We start from the raw sequence: 13,275 nt of genomic DNA on the forward strand, positions 1-13,275 counted from the left end.
GCCGCCACCCGCTTTCGTGATGGGGAGCCTTCGAGCTATTCGGCGATCATTTCGCCGGAGCCGCCGAACTCAGCCGGAAAATCCTTCAACTTCGGCAGGCCGTCGCGTATCTGCAGCACTGCCTCGGAATAGTTGACGTGAACGCCTGGGCTGAATTTCAGCGTCGGGATCGTTGCGGTGAACACGTCGACGAGCCCGAGCGTCGGGTGGTTGGTCATCAGGTGACCGCCGCACTTTGTGCAATATTTGCGCTGGCTCATCGCGGTCTTCTCGAATGTCGCGATGTGGTCGGCGCCCTTGGTGACCTCGACCGCGTCGGGCTTCCAGAGGCTGAACGCATTCACCGGGCCACCGGACCAGGAACGGCATGAACGGCAGTGGCAATAGCCCATTGCCTCAGGCTCCCCGCTGACCTTGAGTTCGACGGCGCCACAAAAGCAGTTTCCAGTGTGATTCATCGGTCTTTTCTCCCTTGGGTTATTTTGAGTTATTTAGATTGGGCTCCGCGTCGGCATCGATCCACGTTGCTCGTGGTGTTCGTGATGCAGAGACGATGTAGACAGGTGCGTAGCCGCGGCGAATCCCTTGCATGGACGTACCAGACCCTTCCCTGCGCGAGAGGCTTCGAATGCAGGCAGGTCGTCGACGCGACGGAAGTTACATGAGAGTCCGCGCCGCTGTCGACCATCTTCGACACAGCCTGGCCGGGCCCAACCTCGACCGCACACAAGGAAGGAGTTCAGTGTGAGGCAAGGCACAGTCATGCGATGAGTTGCTGCCGTGACGGATTCCTGCGCGGCAAACCGCGTCAGATCAGCGTGGACGGTCCTTCACCGGAACCCTGCTTGCCGTCGCGTCGTCTGGCGCCGCCCCTCGGTGATCGGCTCGCGCCGCAGGCCGCCATCGACATCTGGAAGCTCGTTTCCGAGTTCAGATATCATCCTTTCATACTCAAATACTTAGCTAGCTCTCGGTCCTCCGGCGCTCAATGGTCTTTCTTGGCAGCAGGGCTGGGGCGACCAAGACAATCCGCGCATTGTTACTGACGTCGATCACAATGGACCTTCGGACTATCTTGGCAAAAGAATCGGGGGGCTTGCGAGCGTACATGCCAGAGCAGTGGTCTCGTAAGCGAGGCCGCTGCTCATGGTCATCATCGTGGTGAGTGTAGGTGCGCACAACGTTGCTCAGTCGAGCGGTACCTGGCCGCTCCAGCTCTTTTTTGTCTGCTTTGTCTTGCTCGCTCAGACGCGCTCTACGAGCGATCGAGACAGCGCCTCGAAAGTCTGAAAGCGCTCGATTTTGTAGGCCGCGCGTGTGTCCTCAGAAAAAGAGAATACGTGGCTTTTGAACGAAAGTGACGCCGACGGCAATAATAGATAATCCAGGACCGCCTCGTTGTTCTCACCCATCCTTAGCGCGACGACCCATCCCTTTTGCAATGCCACGCGACCAACCATCGCCCAGCGCGGCGGCTGGCGCCCATACTTGCGCCATTTGGCCAATCGGAAGCAGATATTCACGGCGTTATCTATCCGCAAACATTCGGTCGACTGATCAAGTGTGGCGCGCCTACCCACATCCTCAAAGGCTTCGCGAAGACGGTTGGCATTTTCGAGGTGGAAATTGACCCACTTTCTGTGCGCGTCAAGCTTGTCGAAGCGGTCTTGGCTGAACTCTGCCGCCATGACCCTTTTGATATTCTTAACTATGCTCGAAAGGAGACTGCCGTCGTTGTCGAATTGCTCGGCGCAATAGGCAACCTTGACGCCGGCCTTTCGACATATGAACTCGTAATGCGCGCTCTCATCAACGTCCTGAAAGCGCCCCCATCGACTGACGTCAAATACCAGCAAATGACCAAACTCAATTCGACCGGACTGAACATCGTCAATCAGTTCGGTCAAGCCAGTTCGATTCTCGATCTTTAGGCCGCTTTCGCCCTCATCGCGATAGGTGCGCACGATCGTGAGTTTATGAAGCTCGGCATAGGCCGCGATAACCACCGCCTGATTTTCGATAGAGTATTTCTGGTAGTCGGTGGACATGCGGACATATTGTGCCGCTTGATGCATCTTTTGCGGCTGAGGTAGCCGGTCCTTGTGTACAATGAGAGCTTGTACCATAAGGCTACTCCCGCGCTTCTCTCTGCGCAAAAACAATAACAAAGCGCAGCAGCCTCGTCAGCGTGGTTGAGGATGCTAATCACGTCAGAGGCAGTTTACCTGACATATCGGCCCCTAAGCCGCAGCCCCCTCGCCTTCCGCCTCTTTTAGTGCAGTCACGGCTTTTTTTTTTTACAGACGACCATCCGCGTCGCGCATTGACCGCTTCGCGCGCTCCGGCGGGATCGTATGGCTTCCGACGCTTGGCTCGCGGTATTGGTAACCTCCAAAATGTCTGATGATGGGCGCGCGGAGGCTTCCGCGCGGTCGCGGTTGCGGACCGATGTCCGTCGATCAGGTGATGAATTGCCTCAACCGGCCCCGATGGCTTGAAGCCAGGCGGCGCTCAACACCGGCCTCGCCGTGGCCTCAGGATCGCGACCCAGGTGAAAATGCGGAGTGCAGTAGCTCGAGCCCGACCGGCACGGATGACCGCAGGAGGTCATTGTCTCGCCGTCGCTATCCCCGCCATAGGGATAGCGGCAGTCTCCGGGCTTAAGGTCGAGCAGCGAAAGATGCCGCGGCACGACCGTGGCGCAACGAAGTTGCGGCATCTCCACCGTTTCAGTGAATATCCTTGGCCGACGAAGCAAATCGGGCGTCGGTTCGGCGCGCCCTTCATGCAGCCGCCCGATCTTTGGGAGCTCCGGCAGGGACGATTTGGGCGGATCGAGGTGCCCCGGCAGGGACGGCTCGAGCCTTCCGAGGCCCGCCAACCCCATGCGCTGCGCCCGGCTGAGCGCCGCGTTGCGTGTATAGGCCGTCTTGAAGTTAGCGTTGATCGTGTCAGCGATTTCCGAATATGACAGGCCGCGGGCGCGGAGGTCCTGCAAGGCTGCCGAATGCTCCGGCAGCCAGTTCATCGTTTTCATTCCAAATTCCCATTTCTGTCATTCCGCCGGCGCCTCGCATACCTTCCGATATTCCGAAGAAAAAAGTCAAGCTTGTTTCTGATAATCGTAACGGATATAGTGTGTCCGGGCTTGGGAAAGGATGAAACATGCTGGACGCGGCACTGATCGAACGAGCACTGGAAAAGACCGGGAAGAGCAAAGGCGGGCTTGCCCGCGCGATGGGGGTTCGGGCCGGGGCGGTCTCCGAAATCCTGTCGGGAATTAGGTTGATCAAGGCATCCGAGATTGCCCCGATCATGGAGTATTTGGAGCTGAATTCGGTGCCGATCGTGGGCCGGGTCGGCGCCGGCGCCTCGATCCAGCCGGAGCTTGAGCAGGTCCCGCCGGAGGGTCTCGGCGAAATCGAGCTTCCGTTCCCGGTGACGGAGGAGACCGTCGCTTTCGAGGTCTCGGGCGATTCGATGCTGCCGAAATACGAGAACGGCGACGTCATCGTGGTTTATCGCGAGCAGCGCTATCCGCTGTCGAGCTTCTACGGAGAGGAAGCCGCGGTCCGGCTGAAGAGCGGCGAGCGGTATCTGAAGACGATCGAACGCGGGAGTTCGTCCGGCACCGTCAACCTCAAGAGCTTTAATGCCAAGCCGATCAACGGCGTAAAGCTCGAATGGATCGGCGAAATCTGCGTCACCCTGCCCCGCGGCCAGATCGAAAGGCTGCGCGGCAAGTCGGCGGCGAAGGGTCGCAAATCTGCCCGGACTCAGGGCGGGCGATCGTCCGAAAAGTAACCGCGCTGCTTCAGGGACCGGCCGGACCGATTCGGACGCCTTCGAGCCGAATCGGTCCGGCCATGCATTCGTGAGTTTCGGTTTTCTACAATTCACCTTGACATACTTCCGATTATCGGAAATAATACACAGTGACAGTCAGAACATCGAACGATCAGGCAATGCAATATTTCGTCGTGATGATCGACTATGGCCGCCGAGGCCGCGAGGCGATCGTCGATCCCGAAATGACACGACGCGACGTCGTCTCACGAATCGCCTCGGGAGAATATGCGAACATCAGCTTCATTCACGAGATTGCCGAGCGTTCGGTCGAGGATGTCACGGACGATCTCCTGGCCGAGGCCGCCTTGCCGGAACTCCCCGTGACCGGCGCAAACCTGCAAGCCAATACGCTGGATCATGCCCGCGACCTGCGCAAACACGAGCCGGTCTGACACCGCTCACGGGGTGATTGCGAAAACGTGATCTTTCTTGAGCCGGCCACTTGGCCGGAACCCGAAACAGACTAGATAGGGTTCACGCAAAGTCTATTCGGACCAGGCGCGGGTTCCCTCTAGATTAGCGATTCGTTTCTCGGGCCGGCAAATTTCAGCTTCAGATGACTTCGACAACAAACGCCGAGATCGCGAAAGCCGATGGCGATCTCAGGATCGCGCTGCTGCTTGGCATCGCAAACTGGTTTCTGTTTCTGGACCATATTCCGCACAACGTCGTCGGCGCGCTGACCATGCGCAACTTCGGCTTCAGCGGCGCAACCGACCTTTTTGTATTCGTGGGCGGCTACGCAGTGACGCTCATCTACGCCAGGATGACGCTGGAACGCGGCTTCTTGGTGGCCGCAACCCGCATCTTCAAGCGCGTATGGCAGCTCTATGCCGCCTATATCGTTCTGTTCGTGATCTATGTCGAGTTGATCAGCTATGTCGCCACGCGGACCGCGGCGCCCGAGATCATCAGCGAGTTCAACATCACCGGCTTCATCGATCACCCAATCCGGACGTTGATCTACGGCCTGTTCCTGCAGGCCAAGCCGCTCAATCTCGACGTGCTGCAACTCATCATTGCCTTGATGGCGTTCCAGCCCATCATCGTGTTCGGGCTGTTGTACGTGCCGAACGCGACGGTCGTCGCATCCGTGACCCTCTATGCGGCCGGCCGGCTGCTCGACTGGAACCTGTCGTCATATCCGTATGGAGACTGGTACCTCAATCCGTTCTGCTGGCAATTGCTGTTCGTGATGGGCGGCTGGCTCGCGCTGATCGGCGCGCGATATGCGCCCGCGATCCGCGCGATGCAGGCTGCTCCCGCGCTGCGCGCCATGGCGTTGCTGTATCTGCTGTTCGCCCTGACTATCGTCTCGAGCAGCGATATCCCGGCACTCGCGCAAATGATGCCGAGCGGGCTGAGCGATATGCTGCCGCCAAACGACCGGGAGGATGTCGCGCCTCATCGCATTCTGCACTTCCTGACCCTGACGTTCCTGTTCACCTGGCTGGTGCCGCGCGATTGGGAATACCTGCGATCTCCCGCCTTGCAGCCGATCATCAAGTGCGGCGAGGAATGGCTGGCCGTGTTCTGTGCAGGCGTCTTCCTCTCATTCGCTGCGCACCTGATCCTGATTACGGGCCCATACTCACTGGCAAGGCAGGTCGCGGTCAGCATCGCCGGCATCGCGGCGATGACGGCCGTCGCCTACTACGTCTCGTGGTCAAAGCAGCAGGACGGTAAGTCGGCCGTCGCTCATTCCTGATTCCTGCGGTTAGTCGATCGCCCACGACCGCCGCAGCCGCACCTCGCTATCGCGCAACATGGCGGTGTCCGGCCGGCCTGCCGACTATTTCCTGCGCGACGCCAGGATCTTCTCGGCGGCGCGCAGATGCGGCTTGTCGAGCATCTTGCCGTCCATCTTGGCGACCCCCGATGGGTTATTGGCGAACGCGGCGATCACCCGCTCCGACCATGCGATTTCTTCATCCGTCGGCATGAAGGCCGCGTTGACGACGTCGACATGCTTGGGATGGATCACGGCTTTGGCAAGGAAGCCATCCTGCCGCGCCGCGATCGCCTCGGCCTTCAAGGCATCGAGATCGTTGATGTCGGTCGCGATGGTATCGATCGCGACGACGCCGGCGGCGGCCGCGCCGATCAGGCAGAGATCGCGCGCCAGGATGAAGGGCGAGTGATAGCGACCATCGCTGCGGTTGCGCGTTGCCCCGAGCGAGGCCGCGAGATCCTCCGCGCCCCACATCATGCCCCACAGCCGCGGGCTCATGTTCTCGAAATCGAGGATTTTCAGCACCGCCCGCGCGGTCTCGGTCGCGACCGTCACGATCCGCGTGGTGCCCTGCGCGATACCGGAGGCCGCCTCGAATGCGTCGAGATAGAGCGCGAACCTGTTGACGTCGGCGGCGCCGGCGCATTTCGGCAGCACGATTCCATCGGGCTTGCCGGGCATCACGGCGGCGAGATCGCCGAGCGTCAGGTCGGTGTCGAGTGCGTTGACGCGGATATAGAGCCTCTGCTCCGGGTTGCGCACATCGAGCATCTGGCGCGTGATCCCGCGCGCGACCACCTTCTGGTCCGACGCGATGGAATCCTCGAGATCGAGGATCAAGGCATCGGCCGCGGTCTTCTTCGCGCTTTCATACTTCCGGGTGCTGTCGCCGGGAACGAACAGGAACGATCGCATCGCTTACGCCTTCGGCTTGCAGTGCATCAGGCCAGTACGGCGGCAACTGGCCACCACCTCGCCGCGCTGGTTGGTCATGGTGTGCTCGAACTCGACGATGCCCTGGGTCGGCCGCGATTTGCTGGCGCGCTTGCCGATGATCCTGGTGTGCGCCTTCAGCGTGTCGCCATGGAACACCGGCTTGGGGAACTTGACGTCGGTCATGCCGAGATTGCCGACGGTGGTTCCCAATGTCGTGTCGTACACGCTCATGCCGATCATGATGCCGAGCGTATAAAGGCTGTTGAACAGTCGCTGGCCGAACTCGGTCTTCTCGGAGAAATGCGCGTCGATATGCAACGGCTGCGGGTTCATGGTCAGGAGGCTGAACATGGTGTTGTCCATCTCGGTCACGGTCCGGCTGAACTCGTGGTGGAATTCCTGCCCGACCTCGAACTCCTCGAAATACAGTCCAGCCATTTACCGTCCCTTGTAGTTGGGCGTCCGCTTCTCGACGAACGCATTCAGCCCTTCCTGACAGTCTTCCGTCGATGCAATCACAACAAAACTTTCCGCCGTGTTTTCCACCGAGCGGCGGAAATCGGCATCGACCGCGCGCATGAAGGCGTCGCGGCCGATCTTCATCACGATCGGCGATTTCGCCGCGAGCTTGCGTGCGATCTCGCGGGCCCGCGCGAGCGCGGTGCCCTTCGGCACCACCTCGCTGAGCAGCCCCATGCGAAAGGCGGTCGCGGCATCGAAGGGCTCGCCAAGGAACAGGGGGCCGAATGCCTGGTGCTTTCCGACCAACCGCGGCAACTGCACGAAATGGATCGCCGGGATCAGGCCGACATCGATCTCGGGATAGCCGAAGGTCGAGCCGTCGCCCGCGACGATCATGTCGCAGGAGATCGCGATCGTCATGCCGCCGGCCCGCACCGCTCCATCGATCGCCGCAATCGTCGGCTTGCCCATGCGGTACTGCGTATCGTTCAGCGCGAAATACAGCCGCTCGAGGAATGTCTTGGTCTCGATCGCGGGCTTGCCCCTAACGATGTCGAGATCGAGGCCGGCGCAAAACACCTTGTGGGCGCTGCTGATGACGACGGCGCGCACTGCGTCGTCATCGCGGGCTTTCGCCAGCGCCGCCAGTAGCGCATCGATCAGGGGAATGCTGAGTGCGTTGACCGGCGCGCGATCCAGCACGATCTCCGCAATCTGGTCGGTGACCGAGTAACGAACGAGGTCGGTGCTCATGATGTGTTGCCTCCCGTTAGCTCTTGGCCTGCCGCACGGCGCCCGACAGCAGCAGGCCGTCGATCTCGGCGGAACCGAAGCCGGCCTCCGTCAGCACGGCGCGGCTATCCTGCCCGACGTCAGGCGCGGGGCAAAGGTGATCCTCGGACAGGCTCGCGATCCCCGGCGTGCGTGGCGTGTAGACCGCGCCGACGCCGGGTGTGTCCTGGCGCACCGACGCCCTGGTCGCCTCGATATGGACATTGCGCAGCCATTCGCCGGGATTGAGGATCCGCTCGGCGATGATATCGGCCGCATGCAGCCGCGCGAGCCAGGCATCCGTCGCCTGGGTCAGGAACACCTCGCGCAATTGCGGGATCAGCGCGTCGGCCGCATCGGCGCGGCGGGCGAAGTCGGCAAAACGCGGATCGCCGGCGAGATCCTCACGGCCGATCGCACCGCACAGCCGCTTGTATTGCGGCTCGTTCACCAGGGTGACCATCATCCAGCCGTCCGGGGTCTGGTAGGTGCCGGCCGGAACGTTCAGCGCGCGCGGCGCGCCGCCCTCGAGAATGAACTCCGCCACCTTGTGGCCGAGCAGCGCCGACGTCGACTGGCAGAGATTGACGTCGATCCAGCGGCCGGTGCCGACGGTGGCACGCGCGAACAGCGTCGTGGCGATGGCCTGGAACGCATAGACGCCGGTGACGACGTCGGAAATCGTGGTGCCGACCCGATGCGGCACACCATCGGCGCCGAGATTGACCGAGACCAGCCCCGAGAACGCCTGCGCGACCGAATCCGAGCCGGGCCGCTTGGCGTACGGGCCGCTCTGCCCGAAGCCGCTGACCGACAGATAGACCAGGCCGGGATTGTCGCGCGACAGGCCTTCATAGCCGAGCCCGAGCCGCTCTGCGACACCCGGGCGAAATCCTTCGATGAGGACGTCAGCCTCGCGCGCCAACCGCTGCGCGATAGCGATCCCGTCCTTGTGCTTCATGTCTAGGCACAGGCTGCGCTTGCCGCGGTTGTAGACCGCCGACAGCGTCGTGTGATTGCCGTAGGTCGTGCCGAGATAGCGCGACCAGTCGCCCTCCGGCGGCTCGATCTTGATGACGTCGGCGCCGTAGACACCGAGCAGCATCGCGCAATAGGGCGAGGCAATCCCCTGCCCGAAATCGAGTACCTTCAGCCCGCGATACGGCGCTTCATGCGTCGGCGTCAGCTTGGCCGCCATTTGTCCTCCCATCGCTGTCGAAGTGCCTTGTCCTTTGGGCGTGATCCCCGCGCAAGCGCTACGCGCTTGTCGCGAGGGAAAACCGCTGCGCGCCTTTCCGGACCATGCCCTACAGCGCCAGATAGCGCTGCCGGATGTTGTCGTTGGCCTTCAGCTCTTCGATGGAGGATGTGTAGACGATCTGTCCCTTGTCGATAACCGTCGCGTGGCTCGCAAGGCCAAGGCAAAAATGCATGTTCTGCTCGGCGATCAATACTGTGGCACCGGTGCCGCGGAGCTGCCGCAGCAGCTCGCCGATGCGCTGCACGATGATCGGCGCCAGCCCCTCGCTGGGCTCATCCAGCAGCAGCAGCACCGGATTGCCCATCAGCGTGCGGGCGATCGCCAGCATCTGCTGCTCGCCGCCGGATAACCTTCCGGCGATCCGGTGCCGCAGCGGCTCGAGCAGCGGGAACACGTCATAGACGCGGCGGATCGACCACTCGTCCTCGCCATCAGGTCCCTTCTTCTGGCCGATGACGAGATTGTCCTCCACCGTATGCTCGGGAAAGATCTGGCGGTCTTCCGGCACGAAGCCGAGCCCGGCCCGCGCGATGTGATGCGGCCGCATTCCGGAGACCACCTGGCCACGCAGGGTCACCTTGCCGCGGCGCGCCGGCGCCAGCCCCATGATGGCCTTCATGGTGGTCGACTTGCCGGCGCCGTTGCGGCCGAGCAGCGCCATGGTCTCGCCCTGCCGTACCGACAGGCCGACGCCGAACAGGATCTGGCTGGTGCCATAATAGACGTCGAGATCCTCGACCTGCACCACCGGCTGCGCGCTCATGCCACCGCTCCCGCGTGGTCGTCGCTGCCGAGATAGGCCTCGATCACGGCATCATTCCTGCGAATCGCGTCCGGCGTTCCGGTCGCCAGGATCCGGCCATAGCACAGCACGACGATTTGGGGCGCGATCTTGAACACAATGTCCATGTCGTGCTCGATGAACACCACGGTGATCTTCTGCTTCTCCCAGAGCTCACGCACCTTGTCGATCATGCGCCAGCGCTCCTCGGTGCCCATGCCCGCGGTCGGCTCGTCGAGCAGCAGCACCTTGGGCTCGAGCACCAGTGCGAGCGCGATGTCGAGCAGCTTCTGGTCGCCGTGCGACAACGTCGCCGCGATCCGGTTGCGCTTGCCGGCGAGGCCGAGCAGCTCCATCGCATGCTCGGCGCGGTCGCGCGTCTCGGCCAGCGGAAACCGGCGATGCATCACGCCGGCGCGGCGCTGATCGGCGCAGACGGCAGCGAGCATCGTCTCCTCCACCGTCAGCGACGGGAAGATGCTCGCGACCTGGAAGGCGCGGCCGATGCCATGGCGCACGATCTCCGGCGGGGCCTTGCCCGCCATGTCGACGCCGTCGAGCAAAATCTGCCCGGCGTCCGGCCGCAGCGCGCCCGTGATCAGGTTGAAGAATGTGCTCTTGCCGGCGCCGTTGGGGCCGATCACGGCGGTGAGCGAACCGTCGGCGAAGTCGAGCGAGACGTTGTCGGTCGCCTTGACGCCGCCAAAGGATTTCGAGAGTCCGCGAATCTCCAGCATGGCTAGCCGCTCGCCTCCCGCAGACCGCCATAGGTGCTCCACGATGTGCCGGCGAGCCAGCCGCAATCGACCGGCACGTTAGCGCCGGTCATCGCGGAGGCCGCATCGGACGCCAGGAATGCGACGACGCGGCCGATTTCCGAGGGGTCGACAAGGCGACGAAGTGCTGCGTTTGCAGCCAACGCCGAGACATCCCGCTCTCCGCGAGAGATGGCATTCTTCAAGGCCGGCGTCAGTGTATAGCCAGGGGAAACGGCATTGACGCGGATGCCGGATGGCCCCCATTCGGCCGCGAGGCATTCGGTGATGGCGATCACCGCTGCCTTGGCGGGCGCATAGGCATGCAGCGGCATCGAGCGCACGCCAGCAATCGAGGCGATGTTGACGATGCTGCCGCGCTTGCGCGCGATCATCTGCCGCGCAAAGGCAACGCAGGCGACATAGGTGCCGCGCTGGTCGACGCGCACGACGTCGTCCCAGGAGGTCATCGGCAGATCGTGCGGCCGGACCGGCACCTGGATGATACCGGCGCTGTTGACCAGCACCGCGACCGGGCCGCAGTCGCGCTCGATCGCGGCCGCACAGGCCTCGACGCTGCGCTCGTCCGCCACGTCGGCCGCAAAGGCCTTGCCACCGACTTCCGCCGCAACCGTCTGCGCCTTGGCGAGATCGCGGTCGAGAACGGCGACGAGATCGCCGGCCGCTGCGAGCTCACGCACGCACGCCGCGCCGATGCCGCTGGCGCCGCCGGTAACGACACTGATCCGCGTCTGTGCACTCATGGCGCGCGCTCCCCGGCCTCTCCGCGACGCTGCGCGAACCATTCGACGACAAAGTCCATCAGGCCCTTTCGCAGGCCAATGGCAAAGAACAGGATCACGATGCCGAGCACGATGCCGTGATACTCGGTCAGGCGGGTAACGGTATCGTTGAGGATCAGCAACAGCACCGTGCCGACCATCGGTCCGAGGAAGGTTGTCACGCCGCCGAGCATGTTGATGAAGATGCCCTCGCCCGAGATCGTCCAATAGGCAAATTCGGGATAGGCACCGGAGACGAACAGCGCCATGATGATGCCGCCGGTCGCGGCGAACAGCGCGGCGAGCACGAAGATCGTCAGCTTGGCGCGCCAGACATCGATGCCGATGAAGCTCGCCCGGGTGGCGTTGTCGCGGATCATGCGCAGCGTGTAGCCGAACGGTGATTGCGCGATCTGGCGCATGAGCAGCAGGCCGATCACCAGCAGGGCGCAGCTCGTGATGTAGAGATGCAGATGGTTCGACAGATCGATGCCGAGAAACGGCGGCCGCGGAATCCCGCCGCGCAGGCCCTGGTCGCCGCCGGTCAACGACTGCCACGACAGGATGGTCGAGTGGATCAGCATCTGGAATGCCAGCGTGACGAAGGCAAAGTAGATTTCCTTCAGCCGCACGCAGATCGCGCCGATGACGACGGCGACGACCAGAGTCATCGCCAGCGTGGCGACGAAGGCCACCGGGATCGGCACGCCGGTCTTCTGCATCATCAGCCCGAAACCATAGGCACCGAGGCCGAAGAACATGCCGTGGCCGAACGAGATCAGTCCGGTGTAGCCGACCAGAAGGTTGAGCGACGTCGCGAACAATCCGTAGGCGGCGCAGCGGATCACGAAGTCGAGCAGCTGCTTGCTGCCGAAGATGAATGGCAGCAGCGCGAGCAGCACAAAGGCCACGAGCGCGATCAACACATCGCGGTAACGCTGCGGCCTGGCGTCGATCCGGGCAACATCGAGGGGCTGCGTGCCCTGACCGGCCTGCAATTCGGTCATGCGACCTCCTTGCCGAACAGCCCGGTCGGACGCGACACCAGCACGACCACCATGAACAGATACATCAAGCCCTCGGTGAACAGCGGGAAGCCGAGCGATCCGAAGGAGCGGATCAGGCCGATCAAAAGCGCGCCGATCAACGCGCCGAGGATCGAACCCATGCCGCCGATCACGGTGACGATGAAGGACTCGATCAGCACCGAGAACCCCATGCCCGGTGTCAGCGAGCGCACCGGCGCAGCAAGCGCTCCCGCCAGTCCCGCTAGCATGCCGCCGAGCGCGAATACGCCGCCATAGATCAGCCCGGTATTGATACCGAGCGCCGAGACCATTCCGGGATTATGCGCGGCCGCACGGATCACCTTGCCGATCCTGGAGCGCGCCAGCCCCAGACCGAGAACAACGGCTGCGGCGAGCGCCACCCCGATCAAGAGCAGATAATATGGCGGTACCACGCCGCCGGCGATGAACAGCGGCGGCACCTGGAACGCGGCCGGCATGCCCATCGACCTGAATTCGGGCCCCCAGATCATGCGGACGACGTCGTCGAAGATCAGCACGAAGGCGTAGCAGACCAGGAGCTGCATCAGCACGTCGCGGCCGTAAACCCGGCTCATGAACACGCGCTCGAAGATCAGGCCGAGGATCGCGGTGCCGACGGCGCCGCTCAGCATCGCCAGCGCGAAGCTGTCGGTGAGCTGATAGGCCGTCATCGCGAAATAGGCGCCGAACATATAGAAGGCGCCGTGGCTGAAATTGACCACCTTGAGCACGCCGAAGATCAGCGTCAGCCCAACGGCGACAAGGAACAGCAGCATGCCGATGATCAGGCCGCTGGTGGTTTGCGTCACCAGGCAAGCAGGGCTGGCGAGGCAACTGGCGAGCGCGTCGAGGTCCACGGAAAATCATCCATCACGGCGGGCCGCAACGTCGGCGCGC

At 62.6% G+C, this 13,275-nt stretch carries 15 protein-coding genes; 3 read left to right on the forward strand and 12 right to left on the reverse strand.

From position 1 onward, the window contains the following. Positions 1-35 precede the first annotated feature (35 nt). From ACE10X_RS31135 to ACE10X_RS31145, 3 genes are all read right to left on the reverse strand, one after another. Positions 36-458, reverse strand: coding sequence for a GFA family protein (locus ACE10X_RS31135; RefSeq protein ID WP_375763329.1), 423 nt, complete (start codon positions 456-458; stop codon positions 36-38). A 786-nt stretch (positions 459-1,244) separates the two neighbouring features. Continuing rightward, positions 1,245-2,126, reverse strand: coding sequence for a recombinase family protein (locus ACE10X_RS31140; RefSeq protein ID WP_375763330.1), 882 nt, complete (start codon positions 2,124-2,126; stop codon positions 1,245-1,247). 350 nt (positions 2,127-2,476) lie between these two features. Further along, positions 2,477-3,037 (reverse strand): GcrA family cell cycle regulator, encoded by a 561-nt coding sequence (locus ACE10X_RS31145; protein WP_375763331.1) that lies wholly within the window; start codon positions 3,035-3,037, stop codon positions 2,477-2,479. A 128-nt stretch (positions 3,038-3,165) separates the two neighbouring features. On the opposite strand from ACE10X_RS31145, the gene ACE10X_RS31150 reads away from it, so the two are divergent. The 3 genes from ACE10X_RS31150 to ACE10X_RS31160 all read left to right on the forward strand — a co-directional run bounded on the left by ACE10X_RS31150 (position 3,166) and on the right by ACE10X_RS31160 (position 5,557). Then, positions 3,166-3,804 carry an XRE family transcriptional regulator gene (locus ACE10X_RS31150; protein WP_304496288.1) on the forward strand — a complete coding sequence of 213 codons (639 nt, stop codon included), beginning with the start codon at positions 3,166-3,168 and terminating at the stop codon, positions 3,802-3,804. A 161-nt stretch (positions 3,805-3,965) separates the two neighbouring features. Beyond that, a complete protein-coding gene (locus ACE10X_RS31155; RefSeq protein WP_038383504.1) occupies positions 3,966-4,241 on the forward strand; it encodes a hypothetical protein in 276 nt (91 codons plus the stop codon). Positions 4,242-4,405: 164 nt separating this feature from the next. Then, complete coding sequence (locus ACE10X_RS31160; RefSeq protein ID WP_375763332.1) at positions 4,406-5,557, forward strand: OpgC domain-containing protein; 1,152 nt, start codon at positions 4,406-4,408, stop codon at positions 5,555-5,557. Between the two features lie 84 nt (positions 5,558-5,641). Here ACE10X_RS31160 and ACE10X_RS31165 read toward each other — a convergent pair whose 3' ends face one another. From ACE10X_RS31165 to ACE10X_RS31205, 9 genes are all read right to left on the reverse strand, one after another. After that, complete coding sequence (locus ACE10X_RS31165) at positions 5,642-6,496, reverse strand: HpcH/HpaI aldolase/citrate lyase family protein (RefSeq protein ID WP_375763333.1); 855 nt, start codon at positions 6,494-6,496, stop codon at positions 5,642-5,644. Between the two features lie 3 nt (positions 6,497-6,499). Further along, complete coding sequence (locus ACE10X_RS31170) at positions 6,500-6,955, reverse strand: MaoC family dehydratase (RefSeq protein ID WP_018272840.1); 456 nt, start codon at positions 6,953-6,955, stop codon at positions 6,500-6,502. Next, positions 6,956-7,732 carry an enoyl-CoA hydratase/isomerase family protein gene (locus tag ACE10X_RS31175; RefSeq protein WP_038383501.1) on the reverse strand — a complete coding sequence of 259 codons (777 nt, stop codon included), beginning with the start codon at positions 7,730-7,732 and terminating at the stop codon, positions 6,956-6,958. Between the two features lie 16 nt (positions 7,733-7,748). Continuing rightward, positions 7,749-8,948, reverse strand: a complete 1,200-nt coding sequence (locus ACE10X_RS31180; protein WP_375763334.1) for a CaiB/BaiF CoA transferase family protein — start codon at positions 8,946-8,948, stop codon at positions 7,749-7,751. Positions 8,949-9,057: 109 nt separating this feature from the next. After that, positions 9,058-9,774: an ABC transporter ATP-binding protein gene (locus tag ACE10X_RS31185; RefSeq protein ID WP_038383499.1), complete on the reverse strand. Its 717-nt coding sequence runs from the start codon at positions 9,772-9,774 to the stop codon at positions 9,058-9,060. Further along, positions 9,771-10,529 carry an ABC transporter ATP-binding protein gene (locus tag ACE10X_RS31190; protein WP_375763335.1) on the reverse strand — a complete coding sequence of 253 codons (759 nt, stop codon included), beginning with the start codon at positions 10,527-10,529 and terminating at the stop codon, positions 9,771-9,773. The genes ACE10X_RS31185 and ACE10X_RS31190 overlap by 4 nt, the downstream gene beginning before the upstream one ends. Positions 10,530-10,531: 2 nt before the next feature. Further along, the gene (locus ACE10X_RS31195; RefSeq protein WP_038383497.1) at positions 10,532-11,311 is read right to left on the reverse strand and encodes an SDR family NAD(P)-dependent oxidoreductase; all 780 of its coding nucleotides are present in this window, start codon (positions 11,309-11,311) and stop codon (positions 10,532-10,534) included. After that, positions 11,308-12,336: a branched-chain amino acid ABC transporter permease gene (locus ACE10X_RS31200; RefSeq protein WP_038383496.1), complete on the reverse strand. Its 1,029-nt coding sequence runs from the start codon at positions 12,334-12,336 to the stop codon at positions 11,308-11,310. Before ACE10X_RS31200 ends, ACE10X_RS31195 begins: the two co-directional genes overlap by 4 nt. After that, positions 12,333-13,235 carry a branched-chain amino acid ABC transporter permease gene (locus ACE10X_RS31205; protein ID WP_375763336.1) on the reverse strand — a complete coding sequence of 301 codons (903 nt, stop codon included), beginning with the start codon at positions 13,233-13,235 and terminating at the stop codon, positions 12,333-12,335. Before ACE10X_RS31205 ends, ACE10X_RS31200 begins: the two co-directional genes overlap by 4 nt. Between the last annotated feature and the right edge of the window lie 40 nt (positions 13,236-13,275).

Origin of the sequence: Bradyrhizobium sp. Pha-3, assembly GCF_042258325.1 — a bacterium.
Taxonomy (GTDB): Bacteria; Pseudomonadota; Alphaproteobacteria; order Rhizobiales; family Xanthobacteraceae; genus Bradyrhizobium; species Bradyrhizobium elkanii.

Excerpts from the sequence above, each read along its gene's own strand:
- ACE10X_RS31135 (WP_375763329.1), bottom strand. The coding sequence starts at position 458 with ATGAATCACACTGGAAACTGCTTTTGTGGCGCCGTCGAACTCAAGGTC.
- ACE10X_RS31140 (WP_375763330.1), bottom strand. The coding sequence starts at position 2,126 with ATGGTACAAGCTCTCATTGTACACAAGGACCGGCTACCTCAGCCGCAA.
- ACE10X_RS31145 (WP_375763331.1), bottom strand. The coding sequence starts at position 3,037 with ATGAAAACGATGAACTGGCTGCCGGAGCATTCGGCAGCCTTGCAGGAC.
- ACE10X_RS31150 (WP_304496288.1), top strand. The coding sequence starts at position 3,166 with ATGCTGGACGCGGCACTGATCGAACGAGCACTGGAAAAGACCGGGAAG.
- ACE10X_RS31155 (WP_038383504.1), top strand. The coding sequence starts at position 3,966 with ATGCAATATTTCGTCGTGATGATCGACTATGGCCGCCGAGGCCGCGAG.
- ACE10X_RS31160 (WP_375763332.1), top strand. The coding sequence starts at position 4,406 with ATGACTTCGACAACAAACGCCGAGATCGCGAAAGCCGATGGCGATCTC.
- ACE10X_RS31165 (WP_375763333.1), bottom strand. The coding sequence starts at position 6,496 with ATGCGATCGTTCCTGTTCGTTCCCGGCGACAGCACCCGGAAGTATGAA.
- ACE10X_RS31170 (WP_018272840.1), bottom strand. The coding sequence starts at position 6,955 with ATGGCTGGACTGTATTTCGAGGAGTTCGAGGTCGGGCAGGAATTCCAC.
- ACE10X_RS31175 (WP_038383501.1), bottom strand. The coding sequence starts at position 7,732 with ATGAGCACCGACCTCGTTCGTTACTCGGTCACCGACCAGATTGCGGAG.
- ACE10X_RS31180 (WP_375763334.1), bottom strand. The coding sequence starts at position 8,948 with ATGGCGGCCAAGCTGACGCCGACGCATGAAGCGCCGTATCGCGGGCTG.
- ACE10X_RS31185 (WP_038383499.1), bottom strand. The coding sequence starts at position 9,774 with ATGAGCGCGCAGCCGGTGGTGCAGGTCGAGGATCTCGACGTCTATTAT.
- ACE10X_RS31190 (WP_375763335.1), bottom strand. The coding sequence starts at position 10,529 with ATGCTGGAGATTCGCGGACTCTCGAAATCCTTTGGCGGCGTCAAGGCG.
- ACE10X_RS31195 (WP_038383497.1), bottom strand. The coding sequence starts at position 11,311 with ATGAGTGCACAGACGCGGATCAGTGTCGTTACCGGCGGCGCCAGCGGC.
- ACE10X_RS31200 (WP_038383496.1), bottom strand. The coding sequence starts at position 12,336 with ATGACCGAATTGCAGGCCGGTCAGGGCACGCAGCCCCTCGATGTTGCC.